We start from the raw sequence: 17581 nt of genomic DNA on the forward strand, positions 1-17581 counted from the left end.
CGTGACCGCCCACCTCGGTCCCGCCGGCGAGGGGGCGGCGCGCGTGGAGATCCCCGGGCAGCTCCTGGAGAGGGCGCGCACGGCGACGCGGGTCTGCATCCTCTCCGGGGCGGGCATGTCCGCAGAGTCGGGGATCCCGACCTTCCGGGACGTGCAGGTGGGGCTGTGGGAGCGCTTCGACCCGATGGAGCTGGCCACCCCGGAGGCCTGGCGCGCCGACCCGGAGCAGGCGTGGGCCTGGTATGCCTGGCGCGCCTCCCTCGTCTCCGGGGCGCAGCCCAACGCCGGCCACCTGGCCCTGGCGCGCTGGCAGCAGCGCGACGGCGTCGAGCTGACGATCGTCACCCAGAACGTCGACGACCTGCACGAGCGGGCGGGCGCGCAGGTCCTGGCCCACCTGCACGGGAGCCTCTACGCGCTGCGCTGCAGCGAGTGCGAGGCCCCCAGCGGTGCCGCATACCCCCAGGTCGACGAGCCCGTCGCCCACCTGGACCCGCCCGCGTGCGAGGAGTGCGGGGGAGCGGTGCGGCCCGGCGTCGTGTGGTTCGGCGAGGCCCTGCCGGAAGGCGCCTTCTACGACGCCGTCGAGGCGGCGCAGCAGGCCGAGCTCGTGCTCGTCGTCGGCACCTCCGGCCTGGTCCACCCGGCGGCGACCCTGCCCTACCTCGCCGCGGCGGCCGGTGCCCACGTCGTGGAGATCAACCCGCGCGAGAGCGAGGTCAGCGAGACGGCCCACGAGGTCTGGCGGGCCACCGCGGCGCAGGCGCTGCCCGCGCTCGTCGACGCCCTCGGCTGACTCTTCTGCAAGACCGGCACGATCGTGCCGATGTTATGACGGAGGGTGACCTGTGCCCACCGAAAAGAGCGCGACCGGCACGATCGTGCCGATTTCTCTTGACGACGGGTGGCTGGGACCGACATCATGGTGGCGACCGGCACGATCATGCCGGTATGTGTTCAAGGAGATGGCGATGACCGATTGGACTCGGAAGGTGGCGGAGCGACGCCGCGAGCTCGGGCTGCGTCAGCTCGACCTGGCCCTCCTGGCCGGGGTGTCCGAGCGGTTCGTGCGTGAGCTCGAGACGGGCAAGGCCAGCGTGCGCCTGGACAAGGTCGAGCCCGTGCTCGACGTGCTCGGCCTGGAGCTGAGGCTCCTGCCGCGGGAGACCCCGTGACCCCCGCGGCCCGAGCCGGGCACGATGGTCGCGACGACCCTCGGGACCTCAGGGTCGCCCACGTCCTCAAGGACGGCGTCCCCGCCGCGACCCTCACCCGTCTGGACGACGCGGTGCGTTTCGACTACACCGCCGACTATCTGGACGCCGGCCGACGGCCCGTGGCCACGACGCTGCCGCTCACCGACGAGCCGGTGCTCGCCACGGCAGGGGCGGTGCCGCCCTTCCTCGCCAACTTGCTGCCTGAAGGGCGTCGGCTCACCGCGCTGCGTCGGTCGGTCAAGACCAGTGCCGACGACGAGCTCTCCTTGCTGGTGGCCGTGGGTGCCGACCCGGTCGGCGACGTGCAGGTCCTGCCTCACCCTGAGCCGGACGAGGAGCCGGCGACGCCGGAGGTCGAGGGTTCCTTCGACGACCTCGACTTCGCCGACCTCCTGGCCGCGCACGGCACCGGCGACCCGTCGGCTCTGGCGGGCGTGCAGGACAAGGTCTCGGGACGCATGCTCACCGTCCCTCTCGCGCACGCCGGCCGGGCGCATCTGCTCAAGTTCGAGGTCCCCGAGTTCCCGCGGGTCGTGGCCAATGAGGCCTACTTCCTCTCCGTGGCCCGACGGGTGCGTCATCCGGTGGTCGAGGCCGAGGTGGTCCACGACAGGGAGGGGCGTCCTGGTCTTCTCGTCACCCGCTTCGACCGGGTGCCGGAGGGGGAGGGACTGCGGCGGCTGCCCGTCGAGGACGGCGCCCAGGTGCTGGGGGTCCATCCGGCCCGCAAGTATGCCGTCACGATGGAGGACCTGGCGAGCGCCGTCGCGGACGTCTGCCGCTCGCGCCCGCTCGCGCTCCGGGCGGTCCTCCAGCAGGCGGTGCTCGCCTGGCTCACCGGCAACGGCGACCTCCATGCCAAGAACATCTCGGTCCTGGGTGGGCGCGACCGCCACGTCGCACCCATCTACGACATCCCGTCGACCGTGCCCTACCGTGACCCGACCTTCGCCCTGCCGCTGGCGGGACGCCGGGACAACCTCACCCACAAGGCGTTCCGCACCTTCGGTGCCACGATCGGTCTGCCCGAAGCGGCTGTCGACGCTGTGGTGGAGGAGGTGCTCGCCGCGACCGACGGCGTCGTCGACGATCTCGGTGCCGGAGCGGTCGGGTGGGACGCCCGTCGCCGTCAGGACCTCGTGCGCACGCTCACGCGCCGCCGGCGGGACCTGGGTGGCTAGGTCAGCCCGAGCGTCCGCGTCTGGCGATCCACGGCCGCGGCGAAGAGGTGGTCGGCCGGGTCGGCCGTGCCGACGAGGTGGCCACCCAGCTCGAGGCTGAGGAGGCCCACGAGCTGGGCCAGCTCGGCCAGGACCGCCGCGCTGCCGCTCCGGTCCACGCCGACGGCTGAGGCGAGCGGCCCGACCTGCCCCAGGAGCGCGGGGTCGTCGAAGCCCTTGATCTCGCCGGGCGCGCCAGCCTCCAGGAAGGGCCGGGCCACCCGCTCGGCGGCGGGGATCGTCTCGGGCGGTGCGGCATGCCCCGGGACCGGCGTGCCGTAGATGAGCTGGAAGTCGTGCGGGTGCGCGACCGCCCACTGGCGCAGTGCGTGGGCCAGCGCCGTCCACCGCTCGGCGCCTTCGCCCGCCGGGACGTCCGTCAGGGCCGCGCCCAGAGCCTCGTAGCTCTCCAGCACCAGGGCGGTGATGAGCGCCTCCCGCGTGGGGAAGTAGCGGTAGACCGCGGACGAGACCATCCCCACCTCGCGGGCCACCGCGCGCATCGACAGGCCCACGCCGCCGACCTGCGCGATCTGCTCCCGGGCGGCCGCCAGGATCCGTGCCACGTTGTGCTCCCGCTGCTGCTCCCGCACTCCCATGCCACCCAGTCTGCCACAACGAGAGCACCGCTCTTGTCAAAATGAGAGCAGTGCTCTAGCTTGGTGCCGACCGCAACAGAGAGCACCGCTCTCGTTCTAGATCGGAGATCCTCATGGCCACCCTCACCGCCCCGTCCGTCCGACCCGCGGCACGTCCCGACCGCCGCACCCAGCCGATGCGCCACCTCACCGCCCCCCTCGTGGGCACCGGCGTCCTCATGGCCACCTACCTCCTTCTGCGTCCCTACGGCGACCACGCCGGCGGCTCGACCGCCGAGGCCGCGCAGGCCTTCGCCTCTACCCGGTGGGTCGTCGCGCACCTCTTCGGGGCGCTGGCCCTGGCCTCCTTCGCCCGCCTCGCGCTGCGCCTCGACGACCTCGGCTCCACGCGGCTGTCCCGGGCCGCGCGCTGGACCGGCCTGGCCGGCGCCGCCCTCGTGCTGCCCTACTACGGCGCCGAGACCTTCGGGCTGCACGCACTCGGCCGGGCTGCGCTCGCGGGGGACCAGGGCGTCCTGCAGCTGGTCGACGACATCCGCGACCAGCCCGTCGCGCTGACGATGTTCGGCCTCGGCCTGGTCCTGCTCGCCGCCTGCGGCCTCATCCTCGCCCTGGCCTGGCAGCGCCGCACCGGCAGCCTCGCCGCGTGGCCGCTGGGGGCCCTCATGGCTCTCTTCCTGCCGCAGTTCTACCTCCCGCCCACCGGACGGATGGCCTACGGCGTCCTGTATGCGGTCGCTGCCCTCCTCCTGCTCCTCACCTCACGCTCTCTCCGGACTCAGGCCTCCGCCCAGTGACGCCCCTGTGCTGGCCAGATCGGCGACCACCAGCACAGCGGCGTCACTGGGCGACCTGAGGGGGCACCGGGTGAGGGAAAAGCGGTCGCCGAGTGACCGCATACCTCGCTAGCCTCCGGAGTCTGCCCGGACCGACCGGACGGATCCGACCAAGCCGGGTCGGGCCGGAGGAGATCCGGGTGACGCAGAAGAACCGAGAAGAACAGAGAAGAGACGAAAGGACCATGGAGAAGATCACCTCGAGGCTGCTGAGCTGGGCCTCGATCCTCGACCCGCAGACCCGGGAGCAGGCGGAGCGGACGGCGCAGATGCCGTTCATCCACCCGCACCTGGCGCTGATGCCGGACGCCCACCTGGGGATGGGCGCGACCGTCGGGTCCGTCATCCCCACCGACGGCGCGATCATGCCCGCCGCGGTCGGTGTCGACATCGGCTGCGGCATGGTCGCGGTGCGCACCCAGCTGCACGTCGCCGACCTGCCGGAGGACCGGGTGACGGTCCGCGAGCAGATCGCGCGCAGCATCCCGCTGTCCGCCGGTGCGCAGAACCGCAAGATCACGCGCGAGCACACCCAGCGCCGCCTCGCCGACCTGGAGGAGCGCGCGGCGGCGATCGACCTGGACCCCGCGACCTACAGCAAGGCGTGGCGCCACCAGCTGGGCACGCTCGGGTCGGGCAACCACTTCCTCGAGGTCACCCAGGACGAGGCCGGCACCGTCTGGCTGTTCCTGCACTCCGGCAGCCGCGGGGTCGGCAACAAGATCGCGATGCACCACACCAAGGTCGCCCAGGACTACTGCCGGCAGCACTTCATCGAGCTGCCCGACGGCGACCGCGACCTGGCCTACCTGGTCGAGGGCACCGAGGAGTTCGACCACTACATCCGCGAGATGCAGTGGGCCCAGCACTACGCCCTGCTCAACCGCGAGGAAATGATGGACCGGATGGTCGACCAGCTCGCGCGGTGGGTCGGCGTCGAGGTGGAGCGGGTGGAGGAGATCAACTGCCACCACAACTACACCGAGCCCGAGAAGCACTTCGGCCGCGACGTGTGGCTCTCGCGCAAGGGGGCCATCTCGGCGCGCGAGGGTGAGCCCGGCCTCATCCCCGGGTCGATGGGCACCGCGTCCTATGTCGTCGAGGGTCTGGGCAACCCGGTCGCGCTGCACTCGGCGCCGCACGGGGCGGGCCGGGTCTACTCGCGGACCAAGGCGCGCAAGACCTTCACCCTGGAGGAGCTGGCCACGGCGATGGAGGGGATCGAGTACGACCACTCGCCCGCCTTCCTCGACGAGATTCCGGCCGCCTACAAGGACATCGACCAGGTGATGGTCGACGCGGCCGACCTGGTGCGGACGCGGCACACGCTGCGTCAGCTGGTCAACGTCAAGGGCACCTGAGGCACGCCGGCCCGTCGGGTCGGGAATTACGCTGATCGGGGCGCCCACCATCGCGGTGGGCGCCCCGATCAGAGGGAGGGCCCATGAGCCGCTCAGACCAGCAGCCGTCCGACGGTGACGGCCCCCGCCTCGGCCTCCTCGCGCTGACGGCCCTGGTCGTCGGCTCCATGGTGGGCGCGGGCGTCTTCTCGATCCCGCAGAACATGGCTGCCGGACCTGCCGGCACCGGTGCCCTCATGGTCGGGTGGGCAATCACCGGCGTCGGCATGCTCGCCCTGGCCCTGACCTTCCAGTTCCTCGGCCGCCACGCCAAGGACCCCGAGGCCGGCCTCCAGGGCTACGCCCGCGACGGCTTCGGCCCGCTGCCCGGCTTCCTCGTCGGCTGGGGCTACTGGATCAGTGCCTGGCTGGGCAACCTGGCCTACCTGGTCCTCATCTTCTCCACGCTCGGCATCTTCTTCCCGGTCTTCGGCGAGGGCACGACCTGGTGGGCGACGCTCGGCGGGTCGGTCGTGCTGTGGCTCTACAGCGGCCTGCTGCTGCGTGGCGTCCGCGAGGCCAGCGCCGTCAACGTCGTCGTCACCGCCGCCAAGCTGATCCCCCTCGTGATCTTCCTCGTCGTGGGTGTGGCCGCCTTCGACGCCGAGATCTTCACCGCCGACTTCTGGGGTCAGGGCGAGGGCATCAGCTCCGTCTTCGACCAGGTCCGGGCGATGATGCTCGTCACCGTGTGGGCCTTCCTCGGCATCGAGGGCGCCACGGTCTACGCGCGGCGGGCGCGCAAGAGCGGCGACGTGGGCCGGGCTACCGTCACCGGCTTCCTCCTCGTCCTCGCGCTGCCTGGAGGCTCCGCCGTATAACAGGTATAACAAAGTATTCCTGGTATAACAGGTATAACGCTGCTGGAGAGGGGTGGTGGGCATGGCAGGCAGGAGGGGCAACCCGTTCCGTCCCAGCTTCGGCGTGACGCCGCGGGTGCTGGCGGGACGTGACGACGTCATCGACGACTTCGACATCGCGCTGGACGAGGGGCCGGGGTCGCCGATGCGGACGATCCTGGTGAGTGGGGCCAGGGGTATGGGCAAGACGGTCGTGCTCAACGAGCTGGAGGATCGAGCCAGGGGACGGGGCTGGCTGGTGCTGCGGCTGCCCGAGGGCGGACGGCTGGTCAGCGAGCTGGAGGGGGTCATCCTGCCCTCGCTGCTGGCCGAGCACGACCCGGAGGCGGTGCGGCGCCGGCTGACCGGAGGCAGCGTCGGCGGTCTGGGGTCGGTGTCGACCGAGACGGTCGAGCGCTTCCCGGTCACCGAGTCGTTGGCCTCGATGCTCGCCCGTCTGGCGGGGATCGCGGGTGGCCATGGCACCGGCCTGCTGCTGACACTCGACGAGGTGCAGGCCGCCCCGGCGGAGGACCTCGCCCACCTGGCCTCGGCCTACCAGCACCTCGTCCGCGACGAGCACGAGGTGGCGCTGGTCGCCGCTGGTCTGCCCGTCGGGGTCAATGCCCTCCTGGAGCAGCGCGGCACCACCTTCCTGCGGCGGGCCGAGCGGATCCACCTGCGCGCGCTGACCGACGCCGAGGTCGCCGAGGCGGCGGTCGAGACCGTGCGCGAGGCGAAGCGCGTGATCAGCCCGGAGGCCACCGAGAGACTGGTGCAGATCGCGCACGGCTATCCCTACCTCCTGCAGCTTGTCGGCTATCACGCCTGGCGGGCCGCCGGCGATGACGAGGTCATCACGCTGGCCGACGTGGAGCAGACCGTCCCAACCGTGGTGGAGCGGATGGGTCGACTCGTGCACGCCCCTGCGCTGCTCAAGGTCCCGGAGGGCCAGCTGGCCTACCTGCGCGCGATGGCCCAGGACGACGGTCCGTCGTCGACCGGGGAGATCGCCCAGCGTCTCGGTGTGACCAAGGGCCACCAGAACATGCAGCGCACCCGGCTGCTCGAGCGAGAGCTCATCACCCCGACCGGCCACGGCTACGTCGACTACGCCCTGCCCTACCTGCGCGAGCACATCCGGCGTCAGCACGGCCACGACGGCCCGGACGCGGATGGCCCCGCCTGAGAATTGCCCGCGGGCGGATGGCGCAGACTAGAGCGGTGACCCCAGCGAGCCCGACGAGCCGACCCGCGCGGGTCCCCATCCCCTCCGAGATCTGGGTGCTCGTCGGTGCCGCCTTCGTCATCGCGGTCGGCTACGGCCTCATCTCGCCCGTGCTGCCCGGCTTCGCCCGGTCCTTCGACGTGGGCATCGCGGCGGCCACCGTCGTCGTCTCGATCTTCGCCGCCTTCCGCCTCCTCTTCGCCCCCGCCGGCGGGATCCTGGTGGAGAAGCTGGGTGAGCGGCCGATCTACATCACCGGCCTGCTGATCGTCGCCGCCTCCTCCCTCGCCACGGCCTTCGCGCAGACCTACTGGCAGCTGCTCCTCTTCCGCGGCCTGGGCGGCATCGGCTCGACGATGTTCACGATCTCCTCGATGGCCCTCATCGTCCGGCTCGCCCCGCCCTCGGCCCGCGGCCGGGTGTCCTCGATCTTCGCCTCCTCCTTCCTCATCGGCGGGATGATCGGGCCGGTCGTCGGCGGCTTCCTCGCCGAGTGGGGGATGCGCGTCCCGTTCGTCGTGTATGCGGTCGCGCTCTTCATCGCTGCCGGTGTGGTCAAGGTGGGGCTGGGTGGTGCCCGCCTGCGTTCTGCGCCGACGGGTGACGCGGCGCGACCGGTGCTCACCCTCGGCGAAGCCTGGCGCCATCCCTCCTACCGCGCCGTCCTCGTCTCCGGCGTGGCCAACGGCTGGGTCAACATGGGAGCGCGGATCGCGGTGCTGCCGCTCCTGGCCGCTGCCGTCCTCGACCGCCCCTGGGTGGCCGGGGCAGCGCTGGCCGTCGGTGCGGTGGGGACCGCGATCACCTTGCAGTTCTCCGGCGCGCTCGCCGACCGGGTCGGACGCCGGCCGATGATCCTGCTGGGGCTGGGTCTGCTCGGCGTGACGGTCGGCGCCCTCGGCACCGCCAAGCACGACGGCCTGGGGCTGACCACGGCGCTGGTGCTCCTCTTCGGCCTCACCCTGGCCTCGGGCGTCGGCGCCGGTTTCGTCGGGCCCGCCACCCAGGCGGCCGTCGCCGACATCGTCGGGCACGACCGCAACGGGGGCAAGGTGCTGGCCGCCTTCCAGATGGCCCAGGACCTCGGGGCGATCCTGGGCCCGATCCTCATCGGTCTGGCCGCCGACCGCTTCGGGTTTGAGGTGGCCTTCGCCATCTGCGGCGTGGTCTGCCTGGTGGCGATCCTGCCGTGGCTGCGCGCCCCCGAGACGCTGCGACTGCGCCCCGCCGACGGCGAGATCTGAGCCGACCACCCACCCGCCGCGCCTCCACCGCGCCCGGCGGGCTGCCGCATACCCTCGAGTCGTGTCCACCACAGACCAGCCGGGCGACCTGCACCCGGGCAGCGAGCACCTGATCATCCTCCCCGACCGTGACGTCGCCGAAGAGCTGGCCGAGGAGCTGCGCGACGAGGGTTTCGAGCACGTGCGCGTCGTCCGCGAGGCCGCCAAGACCGAGGAGGACGACGAGGACCACGAGTGGGCGGTCTACGTCCTGGACACGCGGCTGCCGGACGCTGAGGGCGGGGGAGCCTACGAGGGTCTGCGGGAACGGTTCACCGAGTTCGCCCGTCAGAACGACGGTTGGTACGACGAGCCCGGTGACCCCCGACCCCCGGTCGGCTGAGCTCGGCTCGTCACCGGCCGCACCGCCAGTCTTCTTCGTTCGAGGGGTACCACCGCCATGGGCTTTTTCGCCGTCGCCTCCATCCTGATCGTCATCGTCGTCGCCGCGCTGATCGCCGGCCGCTGGGCCAAGAGCGCCCGCCTCGTCGCGGCGGCCACGGCGCTGCTGCTGCTCGGCTACACCGCGATGAACAGCTTCGTCACCCTCGACCACCGCGAGGTGGGCATCCAGACGGCGCTGGGCCGCTACATCTCGACCATGAACACCGGTGGAATCCACTACAAGTCGCCCTGGTCCAGCGTCGAGAAGTTCGACCAGACCATCCAGACCGTGGACCTGCAGGGCATCAGCGTCTCCTTCTCCGACGGCGGTGGCGTCGAGGGGATCGAGGAGATCGGTGGCGGCAAGGGTGTCATCAACGCGACCGTCCGGTGGCAGATGTCGCGTGACGAGGACGGCGCCCGGCTGCTGTGGGAGCGCTACCGCACCTTCGAGTCGGTCAGCGCCTCGCTCGTCGAGCGCACCGCCCGCGACGCCGTGATCAACATCGCCAACTCCTACCCGGCCGCGACCGCGATCATCAGCCAGCGCGAGATCGCCAGCCAGGTCAAGACCGAGATCGAGAAGAGCCTGGACCCCTACGGCGTGGTCGTCGACTCCGTCTCCATCCCCGCGATCGACCTGGATGGCTCGACGCAGGCCGCGGTCGACCGCCTCTTCACCACCCAGCAGGACATCAAGCGCGCGCAGAACGAGCAGCGTCGCGCCGAGATCGACGCCGAGACCACCAAGCTGCGCGAGGCCGAGGGTGCGCTGACGCCTGCGGCGAACCAGCGCTACTGCCTGGAGATCGTCAACAGCTGGGACGTCGCGGCCAACGGCCCGCTGCCGGCCACCTTCAACTGCGCGATGACCGGCACCGGCGAGCAGCCGTCGATCATCGTCGATGGCGGGCAGGGGTCCGAGGACAGCCCGTCGCCGGCCCCGTCGGCGCCGTCCTCGGGGGGCGACGAGGACTGATCCCCCGGCGGCGGGTGGTCCCGGGGTCGCCTCGGGCCCGCCCGGCGCCCGGGTGCCCGGTGGACGACAATGAGGGTATGAGGCAGGTCGAGATCGAGCAGAAGTTCGACATCCCGGCGGACGCACCGCTGCCGGCGCTGGGTGGGCTGGTCGAGATCGGCCCGGCCCGGGAGCACCGGATGCGCGCCGTCTACCTCGACACCCAGGACCTGCTCCTGGTCCGCAGCAGGATCACCCTGCGTCGGCGCGAGGGCGGGGGCGACGAGGGCTGGCATCTCAAGCTCCCGCGGCCGGACGGCTCGCGGCTGGAGATCCATGCTCCGCTCGGCGACGGCCCGGGGCGCACACGCGTGCCGGAAGGGCACCTGGCGGAGGTCGTGGAGGCGCTGGGCCCGGCCTGGCCCTCGGTCCCGGCCAGCACGCTCCTGCCGGCGGCGGTGCTGAGCACCCGCCGCTACGAGGTCGACCTGCTCGACGAGGCCACCGGCGAGGTGCTGGCCCAGCTGTGCGACGACACCGTCACCGCCCTGCCCGCGGGGAAGACCTGGCGGGAGATCGAGGTGGAGCTGGTCGGGGGTGATGAAGACCTGCTGGCCAGCATCACCGAGGCCTTCCAGGCGCAGGGTCTGACGCCGGCCGCCGCGCCGTCCAAGCTGGCGAGGGCGGTCGGGGACCGTCCGGAGCGGGCGGCCGCCGGGCTCGCGCCCGAGGTCGACGGTCCGGCCCGGGACGTCCTGCACGCCTACCTGGCCGAGCAGGTGGCCGGGATCCTCGGTCGGGAGGCCGACGTCCGGGTGGATGTGCCGGACGCGGTGCACAAGTCGCGGGTCGCGACGCGTCGCCTGCGCAGCGCCCTGCGCACCTTCCGACGATTGCTGGACCGGGAGATCACCGACCCCCTGCGCGACGAGGTCAAGTGGTATGCCGCGGTCCTCGGGGAGCCCCGCGACGCCGAGGTCATGAAGGAGCACATCACCGGCCTGCTGGACGACCTCGACGCCGACCAGGTCGTCGGCCCGGTGCGTGATCGGGTCAAGGGCGAGCTGGACCGCCGGCATGCGGAGGCCCACGCCGCGCTGGTGGAGGTGATGGACTCCGAGCGCTACCTGGCCCTGACCGACCGGCTGGTCGACCTCCTGGCCGAGCCGCCGTGGCGGGGACGGGCGGACAAGAAGGCCGAGCAGGTGCTCCCCGACCTGGTGGCCAAGGCCATCGACCGGGCCCGGCGGGACTGGGACGCCGCGCAGGAGGCCGAGGGCGAGGAGCGTTTGCACCTGCTCCACGAGACCCGCAAGCGGGCCAAGGCGGTGCGCTATGCGGCCGAGGCGCTGGCCCCGACGTTCGGCGCCGAGGCCCAGGACGCGGCCGAGACGTGGGAGCAGGTCACCGAGGCCCTGGGGGCCCTGCAGGACTCGGTGGTGGCCGCGGCCTGGATCACCGACCTGTCCCGGGTGGCGCAGGAGGCCGGCGAGCCGACCTTCACCTATGGCGTGCTCGTGGGGGAGGAGTCGACCGGTGGGCAGCTTGCGGCCGAGGACGGTGAGCTCATCGTCGAGGCGGCGCTGGACCACCCCTGGCCCTGACGCTGGACCCCTCGCCCAGCGCCCGCTCGAACTGCGCCAGGACCTCCTCGCCGAAGAGCACGAAGCGCACCTCCTCGACGCCCTGGACAGCCTCCGCCGCGGCCCGCACCGTGGACACCGCCACGTCGGCGACCTGCCCGGCGTCCCAGCCGTAGATCCCTGCGCTGATCGCCGGGAAGGCCACCGAGCGCGCCCCGACCTGCTCGGCCACCTGGAGGCTGCGCCGGAAACATGAGGCGAGCAGCTCGGGGTCGGTCTGGCCGCGGTGCCGGTTCGGACCGACCGTGTGGATCACCCAGCGGGCCGGAAGCTCCCCGGCGCCGGTGGCGACGGCCTCACCCACGGGCAGCCCGTCGTGCCAGCGTGCGGCCCGGACCCGGCGGCACTCCTCCAGCAGTGCCGGACCGGCCGCCCGGTGGATCGCCCCGTCGACCCCACCGCCCCCCATCAGCGTGGAGTTGGCCGCGTTGACGATCGCGTCAACCCGTTCGGCGGTGATGTCTCCCAGGTGGCACGTGAGCTCCATACCCCCACCGTGGCAGAGCGGAGGCCCGCCAGCACCTGCTGGCGGGCCTCCGGGCACTCCTTCGACCGCGACGTCGGGCGTCAGCAGTCCTTGGGCTTGCCGGACCTGCCGGCGGAGCACGTGTCGTTGATGAGCGAGGTGTGGTAGGCGAACTCGCCGACCAGGGCCGCGACGGCGCGGGCGGAGTGGGTCAGCGAGGTCAGCGAGACGTTGTCCAGGTCGTCCTGGGCGGTGTGGTAGTTGCTGTCGTAGTAGGACAGCAGCCCGGTCGCAGGGATGCCGGCCGCCACGAACGGCGCGTAGTCGGAGTTGTTGCCGTTGCCCGCCGGACCGGTCGGGTGCTCGTCCGCCTCCAGCTGGTCGATGAGCAGCCGCTCGGCACCGAGGCTGAAGTCGCCCTGGAGGACCCCGAGGGTGTTCTGGTGGTCCTGGGGCGCGACCATGTCGAGGTTGACGTAGATCGCGATGGCGTCGCGCTCGGCCTGGCTCAGCTCGGAGACGTAGTGGTCGGCACCGAGCAGCCCGATCTCCTCGGCGCCCCAGAAGGCGAAGCGGACCGTGTTGTTGACCTTGTTGACCGGCGCGAGACGCTTGGCGATCTCGAGGGTGGCGGCGGCGCCGGAGGCGTTGTCGTTCATGCCCGGGCCCTCCGGCACACCGTCGAGGTGGGCGCCGACCATGACGACATTGTCGTCGCGGCCGGTCGCGGTCTCCGCCAGGACGTTGACGGTGGTGCGCTGCTCGACGAGCTGCTCCAGGTCGAGGTCGACGGTCACCGGACCGTCGGCGAGCTGGGCGACCAGCTCCTGGCCGAGCTCGCCGCTGACGCCGAGGGTGGCGATGTAGTCGTCGCTGGGGGCGCCGAGCGTGCCGTTGATGGCGCCGTCGGTGTTGTTGTAGATGATCACGGCCTCGGCGCCGACGGCCGCGGCGGCCAGGCTCTTCTCGGCGAAGGGGCAGTCGCCGCGGCTGACGAGGGCGATCTGGCCGGTCAGGTCGGCCCCGCCGTAGGCGTCGGCGGTGCACCCTAGAGGGTCGCCGGACGGCGCCGCGAGCTCGGCCTCGTCAGCCTGGCCGGAGGGGGAGTAGGTGAAGACGGTGCTCTCCAGGTCGCGCTCGACCGGGGAGGTCTGGCGCAGCTCCTGGCGCAGCGTCTCGGTATAGGTGAACTCGAACTCCTGCAGCTCGACGTCGTAGCCGGCCGCCTCGAGCTCGCCGACGACGTAGTCGACGCTCGCGTCATAACCGGGGGTGCCGGCGGCGCGGTTGCCGCCGTTGTCCTCGGCCGCCGCGTAGAAGGCCTCCATGTGGCCCCACAGGCTGTCGGCGTCGATCGCGGCGACGAGCTTGTCGGGGTTGTTGGGGTTGGGGGCGGCCAGGGCCGGGATGGCGGCCGTGGTCAGCAGCGTGCTCGCGGCGAGCAGGGACAGCGACCGCGTGGTGGGGGTGCGCATGGGGACTCCTTCGTCGACGGGGGGACCTCGCGACGGTAGGCCGGTGAGGGGAGCCCGGTCCACGGACCTGTCAAAACCTGACCAGATGGTTGCCTTCTCGTGACCTTCGGCGAGGCCTTGCGGGCGACCGGCGCACGGGCGGGAGAAGGTCTGCGGCAGAATCGGCGCACGTGTGCGCCACCGCGGCGCCCGCCGGCCCGGATCTGAGGAGGTATGCGGTGACGCTCGCCTTCGTCGTCACGCTGCTCGCGGGTCTGTCCACGCTCGTGGGTGGATGGCTGGGGACGCACACCCGCGTGCTGCGCCGCGACGTCCTGGCCGCCTCGCTCGCCTTCGCGGCCAGCATCATGATCACCATCTCGGTGGTGGAGATCGCGCCCAGCGCCATCATGTCGCTCTCGGAGGTGCTCGGGCCCGGCACGGCCCTGGCCTGGGTCGGGGCGGCGATGGTCGTGGGTGTGCTCAGCGTGATCGCCATCGACAAGGTGATCCCCCACCACGTCAACCCGGCCGAGATCGGTGGAGGGGAGCAGTTGGACCGCATCAACGCCGGTGAGGTCGACGCCCGGCTCCTGCGCAGCGGTCTTCTGCTCGCCGCGGTCGTCGGCCTGCACAACCTGCCAGAGGGCCTGGCCACCTTCGTCTCCACGCTCAAGGAGCCCAGCGGCGGCATCACGCTCGCGGTGGCGATCGCGATCCACAACGTGCCTGAGGGCCTGGCGGTCGCGGCCCCGATCTACGCGGCGACGCGCAGCAAGTTCCAGGCGGTCTTCTGGGCGACCCTGTCCGGGCTGGCCGAGCCGGTGGGTGCCTTCGTTGGCTATCTCCTGCTCCACGCCCTGCTGCTCGAGGAGTGGCTGGTCATCTCCCTGGCCCTGGTCGCCGGGATGATGCTCGCGGTCAGCTTCCTGGAGATGCTGCCCGCGGCCCGGCGCTACCAGACCCACTACTCCCAGACCCTGGTCGGCTTCTTCCTCGGCGCCGTCGTCATGGTGCTCTCCCTCCAGATGCTCACCCTCTGAGCCCGGGACGGTGGGCCCGACCCGCGCGGCGTGTGGTTGACCGGCGACACGGGCCAGGGCGCGAAGCTCCGCTCGAACCGTCAGCCCCTTAGCTTAGAACTGGCCATTGACACAACTGGGAACTGGGCATCGCCTAACCTTGGCCTCAACCGGTCAACTGAAGACAAAGGCGGTGCTCAGGTGCGGGCTCGACGGCTGGCATTGTTCTCGATCATCACAGTGCTATTAACCAGCTGCAGCTCCGAAGGCGAAAAGCCTCTAGCCGCATGGACCCCGACGGCGACGGCTACACCAGCCCCGACAGAGTCGGAGGAGGAACTGCCCACCACTGAAGAGCCGGTCGAGGAGGCCCCCACCACTACAGACCCGCCCGAGGCCGCCACCACGCCTCCAGCAGAGGAGGAAACGGCTTCGCCCTACAGCGAAGCTGACGTTTCCGTATGTGGCGAGATCCTCACCCTGCGTCGAGCGAGTGTCCACTCGGTCGGCCGGAAGGCATACACGCTTATCCGCCAGGCGGATGATTCCACGCTGCAGGACCGGCTGGACGCAGCCGCGGCGGGTAGAAAGCACGACGTAGCGAGCCTGATCGAATACTGCGACCAAGTCTCGCCGTCTTCGTCTGTAGTTGCCGCAGAGACCCGATCCGCAAGCCCTCGTGCGTCAAGACCGACCTCCATGGCCAGGGCCGCGGGGCTGAATGACTGCGACGCCCCCTGGTCAACCACCGATCATGTGGGCAACAAGTTCACCGTGACTTTGTGCGGAACGGCTGATGGCCAGGCGGTGAGCCTCTACCGCTACGCCAGCTCCCAGTACCAGGGGATGCTTCGGGAGTACGTGGACACCACGCACGTGACTCCCACGTGGGCTGTAGCGGCCTCATCCTCCGCGCTGCTGAACCAGGTCGTGGCTAACCTGCGCTCGTCAGGATGGACTGGATAGTCCCCGCCACGATGCCAAGCGCCCTCGAAAAAGACTCAGATGTGCACGGCACCGTTCTTCCGATTCACATCTGAGGCGTCGCCTAGTCACGCGCTGGGGACGACTCCACTCTTTTGGGCAGCTGTCGGGACGGCTAACGCGTCGCAGACTCCCGCCACGAGCTCGGCCATCTGTCGCGCGGCCTCATCTGCCTCGACGGCGAGCGGGGCAAGTACCGCCTGGCACCATCCCCGGTGGTTGAAGGCACGGACCAGATGGCAAGCACCCGCCTCGGGGGGCAGACCGAAGTCTGCAACAGCTGCGGGGAGGCCAAGACAGCGATCACGAATCCTGATCTGGTCGGCAGGACAGACATCGCAGAGATGATGTCCGGGATGACGGTGAGGTTCTTCGACAAGGACGGCCCCATCACAATCACACCCAACTCGGGAACCTTCCCCTACGGCATTCGACTTGCCTGCGCCTGCGTCTTCCCACTCGAGCTGGACTTCGAGCCCCCGCTCGGAGTGGAACTTCCCTGCCCCCAGCACGATGACCAGCCCTTCGAGGTGCTCATTGCGGAACGGCTAGACCTCCCGTAGCAGAAGTCCTCCTATCAGGTCCGAGGATCGGATATCTTCCCCGATACCCGCCGCAGTGGAGTCCACCAGAGTGGTGTACGACGGCACCCGGTGAGCGTGTCCTGCACAGGTAGGCGCGGCCACCGGTGTGATCCTTCGAGTGAACCTTCCACAGCACTCTCGAAGAGGAGCACCACCGATGACCGCTTCCCCCATTATCGACCCTGAGCAGTTCCTGCACGAGGAGCTCGCGCAGGCGAGCCCGGACCTGATGCGTCACCTGCTGCAAACCTTTATCAACAGCCTGCTGTCCGCGCAGGCCGATGCCGTGTGCGGCGCGGACTACGGCACCCGCACGGCCGAGCGCACGAACCGGCGCAACGGGTACCGGCACCGGGACCTGGACACTCGCGTCGGCACCCTGGACGTGGCGATCCCCAAGCTGCGCGAGGGGACGTTCTTCCCCGAGTGGCTGCTGGAGCGGCGTAAGCGGGCCGAGGCCGCGCTGACCACGGTGGTGGCGACCTGCTACCTGCTCGGGGTCTCCACCCGGCGCATGGACAAGCTGGTGACGGCGCTGGGCATCACCGGCCTGTCCAAGTCCCAGGTCTCGGTGATGGCGACCGAGCTGGACGAGCAGGTGGAGTCCTTCCGCACCCGCCCCCTGGACGAAGGGCCCTACACCTTCGTGGCCGTCGACGCCCTGGTGCTCAAGGTCCGCGAGGGCGGGCGCGTGGTCAAGGTGTCCGCCCTGGTCGCGACCGGCGTCAACACCGAGGGCTACCGGGAAATCCTGGGCCTACAGGTCGCCACCGGCGAGACCACCGCCTCCTGGCTGGCGTTCTTCCGCGACCTGGTCGCCCGCGGCCTCACCAGTGCCGGGCCGGTCGGGCTGGTCACCTCCGACGCCCACGCCGGCCTCGTGGAGGCCATCGGTGCCACCCTGCCCGGGACCGCGTGGCAGCGGTGCCGCACCCACTACGCCGCCAACCTCATGTCCGCGACCCCCAAGTCCTCATGGCCGTGGGTCAAGACGCTGCTGCACTCGGTGTACGACCAACCCGACGCCGAGGCCGTGCACGCCCAGTTCGACCGCGTCATCGACACGCTCACCGACAAGCTGCCCGCTGTCGCCGAACACCTCGAGAGCGCCCGGGCCGACATCCTGGCCTTCACCACCTTCCCCAAGGAGGTCTGGCGCCAGATCTGGTCCAACAACCCCCAGGAACGGCTCAACCGCGAGATCCGCAGGCGCACCGACGTCGTCGGCATCTTCCCCCACCGCGAGGCCCTCACCCGCCTCGTCGGAGCCGTCCTGGCCGAGCAGCACGACGCCTGGACCGAGCAACGACGCTACATCGGACTGGACGCCCTCACTCGGTGCCGACACGCCCTGATCCCCACCACCACCGACCCCGAGGAGATCACTGCTACCGTTCCCGCACTGACGCCCTGATCAACCCCATCGAGGGATCACCGTCGAACACCACTCCACTGGACTTGACC

The 17581-nt window shown here is 70.9% G+C and carries 17 protein-coding genes; 14 read left to right on the forward strand and 3 right to left on the reverse strand.

All coding sequences use genetic code 11. The features are described 5' to 3' along the window. Window position 1 precedes the first annotated feature (1 nt). The 3 genes from ACTMMA_RS14575 (at window position 2) to ACTMMA_RS14585 (ending at window position 2398) form a co-directional block, all read left to right on the forward strand. Window positions 2–796, forward strand: a complete 795-nt coding sequence (locus tag ACTMMA_RS14575) for an SIR2 family NAD-dependent protein deacylase (protein ID WP_441190851.1) — start codon at window positions 2–4, stop codon at window positions 794–796. Window positions 797–971: 175 nt separating this feature from the next. Next, the gene (locus ACTMMA_RS14580; protein ID WP_441190852.1) at window positions 972–1175 is read left to right on the forward strand and encodes a type II toxin-antitoxin system Y4mF family antitoxin; all 204 of its coding nucleotides are present in this window, start codon (window positions 972–974) and stop codon (window positions 1173–1175) included. Continuing rightward, window positions 1172–2398, forward strand: a complete 1227-nt coding sequence (locus ACTMMA_RS14585) for a type II toxin-antitoxin system HipA family toxin (protein ID WP_441190853.1) — start codon at window positions 1172–1174, stop codon at window positions 2396–2398. The genes ACTMMA_RS14580 and ACTMMA_RS14585 overlap by 4 nt, the downstream gene beginning before the upstream one ends. Here ACTMMA_RS14585 and ACTMMA_RS14590 read toward each other — a convergent pair. Continuing rightward, entirely contained in the window at window positions 2395–3036 is a 642-nt protein-coding gene (locus ACTMMA_RS14590) for a TetR/AcrR family transcriptional regulator (protein WP_441190854.1), read from the reverse strand. The two genes, ACTMMA_RS14585 and ACTMMA_RS14590, sit on opposite strands and share 4 nt — an antisense overlap. 113 nt (window positions 3037–3149) lie before the next feature. On the opposite strand from ACTMMA_RS14590, the gene ACTMMA_RS14595 reads away from it, so the two are divergent. The 8 genes from ACTMMA_RS14595 (at window position 3150) to ACTMMA_RS14630 (ending at window position 11568) form a co-directional block, all read left to right on the forward strand. Then, entirely contained in the window at window positions 3150–3833 is a 684-nt protein-coding gene (locus ACTMMA_RS14595; protein ID WP_441190855.1) for a hypothetical protein, read from the forward strand. Between the two features lie 224 nt (window positions 3834–4057). Beyond that, entirely contained in the window at window positions 4058–5233 is a 1176-nt protein-coding gene (locus ACTMMA_RS14600; protein WP_441190856.1) for an RtcB family protein, read from the forward strand. 83 nt (window positions 5234–5316) lie between these two features. Continuing rightward, window positions 5317–6093 carry an amino acid permease gene (locus tag ACTMMA_RS14605; RefSeq protein WP_441190857.1) on the forward strand — a complete coding sequence of 259 codons (777 nt, stop codon included), beginning with the start codon at window positions 5317–5319 and terminating at the stop codon, window positions 6091–6093. A 61-nt stretch (window positions 6094–6154) separates the two neighbouring features. Then, window positions 6155–7300, forward strand: coding sequence for an ATP-binding protein (locus ACTMMA_RS14610; RefSeq protein WP_441190858.1), 1146 nt, complete (start codon window positions 6155–6157; stop codon window positions 7298–7300). Between the two features lie 17 nt (window positions 7301–7317). Next, window positions 7318–8583, forward strand: a complete 1266-nt coding sequence (locus tag ACTMMA_RS14615) for an MFS transporter (protein WP_441190859.1) — start codon at window positions 7318–7320, stop codon at window positions 8581–8583. A 61-nt stretch (window positions 8584–8644) separates the two neighbouring features. After that, a complete protein-coding gene (locus tag ACTMMA_RS14620; RefSeq protein ID WP_441190860.1) occupies window positions 8645–8965 on the forward strand; it encodes a ribonuclease E inhibitor RraB in 321 nt (106 codons plus the stop codon). A 57-nt stretch (window positions 8966–9022) separates the two neighbouring features. Further along, the gene (locus ACTMMA_RS14625; protein ID WP_441190861.1) at window positions 9023–9985 is read left to right on the forward strand and encodes an SPFH domain-containing protein; all 963 of its coding nucleotides are present in this window, start codon (window positions 9023–9025) and stop codon (window positions 9983–9985) included. 77 nt (window positions 9986–10062) lie between these two features. Further along, complete coding sequence (locus tag ACTMMA_RS14630) at window positions 10063–11568, forward strand: CYTH and CHAD domain-containing protein (protein WP_441190862.1); 1506 nt, start codon at window positions 10063–10065, stop codon at window positions 11566–11568. On the opposite strand, the gene ACTMMA_RS14635 is transcribed toward ACTMMA_RS14630, so the two are convergent. After that, window positions 11531–12094 carry an O-acetyl-ADP-ribose deacetylase gene (locus ACTMMA_RS14635; RefSeq protein ID WP_441190863.1) on the reverse strand — a complete coding sequence of 188 codons (564 nt, stop codon included), beginning with the start codon at window positions 12092–12094 and terminating at the stop codon, window positions 11531–11533. The genes ACTMMA_RS14630 and ACTMMA_RS14635 overlap by 38 nt on opposite strands. A gap of 80 nt (window positions 12095–12174) precedes the next feature. Beyond that, on the reverse strand, window positions 12175–13548 hold the full coding sequence (locus ACTMMA_RS14640) for a M20/M25/M40 family metallo-hydrolase (RefSeq protein WP_441190864.1): 1374 nt from the start codon (window positions 13546–13548) through the stop codon (window positions 12175–12177). A 218-nt stretch (window positions 13549–13766) separates the two neighbouring features. Between ACTMMA_RS14640 and zupT the strand changes: the two genes are divergently transcribed. From zupT to ACTMMA_RS14655, 3 genes are all read left to right on the forward strand, one after another. Next, window positions 13767–14570, forward strand: a complete 804-nt coding sequence (gene zupT / locus ACTMMA_RS14645) for a zinc transporter ZupT (RefSeq protein ID WP_441190865.1) — start codon at window positions 13767–13769, stop codon at window positions 14568–14570. 1199 nt (window positions 14571–15769) lie between these two features. Then, window positions 15770–16096, forward strand: a complete 327-nt coding sequence (locus tag ACTMMA_RS14650) for a hypothetical protein (RefSeq protein ID WP_441190866.1) — start codon at window positions 15770–15772, stop codon at window positions 16094–16096. A 178-nt stretch (window positions 16097–16274) separates the two neighbouring features. After that, complete coding sequence (locus ACTMMA_RS14655) at window positions 16275–17531, forward strand: IS256 family transposase (RefSeq protein WP_441190474.1); 1257 nt, start codon at window positions 16275–16277, stop codon at window positions 17529–17531. Window positions 17532–17581: the final 50 nt, after the last annotated feature.

The sequence above is a fragment of the Ornithinimicrobium panacihumi genome (assembly GCF_052073805.1).
GTDB classification, from domain to species: domain Bacteria; phylum Actinomycetota; class Actinomycetes; order Actinomycetales; family Dermatophilaceae; genus Ornithinicoccus; species Ornithinicoccus panacihumi.

What these genes read in the sequence shown, in the direction of transcription:
- ACTMMA_RS14580 (WP_441190852.1), top strand. Translation starts at nt 972, where the DNA reads ATGACCGATTGGACTCGGAAGGTGGCGGAGCGACGCCGCGAGCTCGGG.
- ACTMMA_RS14590 (WP_441190854.1), bottom strand. Translation starts at nt 3,036, where the DNA reads ATGGGAGTGCGGGAGCAGCAGCGGGAGCACAACGTGGCACGGATCCTG.
- ACTMMA_RS14595 (WP_441190855.1), top strand. Translation starts at nt 3,150, where the DNA reads ATGGCCACCCTCACCGCCCCGTCCGTCCGACCCGCGGCACGTCCCGAC.
- ACTMMA_RS14600 (WP_441190856.1), top strand. Translation starts at nt 4,058, where the DNA reads ATGGAGAAGATCACCTCGAGGCTGCTGAGCTGGGCCTCGATCCTCGAC.
- ACTMMA_RS14605 (WP_441190857.1), top strand. Translation starts at nt 5,317, where the DNA reads ATGAGCCGCTCAGACCAGCAGCCGTCCGACGGTGACGGCCCCCGCCTC.
- ACTMMA_RS14610 (WP_441190858.1), top strand. Translation starts at nt 6,155, where the DNA reads ATGGCAGGCAGGAGGGGCAACCCGTTCCGTCCCAGCTTCGGCGTGACG.
- ACTMMA_RS14615 (WP_441190859.1), top strand. Translation starts at nt 7,318, where the DNA reads ATGGCGCAGACTAGAGCGGTGACCCCAGCGAGCCCGACGAGCCGACCC.
- ACTMMA_RS14625 (WP_441190861.1), top strand. Translation starts at nt 9,023, where the DNA reads ATGGGCTTTTTCGCCGTCGCCTCCATCCTGATCGTCATCGTCGTCGCC.
- ACTMMA_RS14630 (WP_441190862.1), top strand. Translation starts at nt 10,063, where the DNA reads ATGAGGCAGGTCGAGATCGAGCAGAAGTTCGACATCCCGGCGGACGCA.
- ACTMMA_RS14635 (WP_441190863.1), bottom strand. Translation starts at nt 12,094, where the DNA reads ATGGAGCTCACGTGCCACCTGGGAGACATCACCGCCGAACGGGTTGAC.
- ACTMMA_RS14640 (WP_441190864.1), bottom strand. Translation starts at nt 13,548, where the DNA reads ATGCGCACCCCCACCACGCGGTCGCTGTCCCTGCTCGCCGCGAGCACG.
- ACTMMA_RS14650 (WP_441190866.1), top strand. Translation starts at nt 15,770, where the DNA reads ATGGCAAGCACCCGCCTCGGGGGGCAGACCGAAGTCTGCAACAGCTGC.
- ACTMMA_RS14655 (WP_441190474.1), top strand. Translation starts at nt 16,275, where the DNA reads ATGACCGCTTCCCCCATTATCGACCCTGAGCAGTTCCTGCACGAGGAG.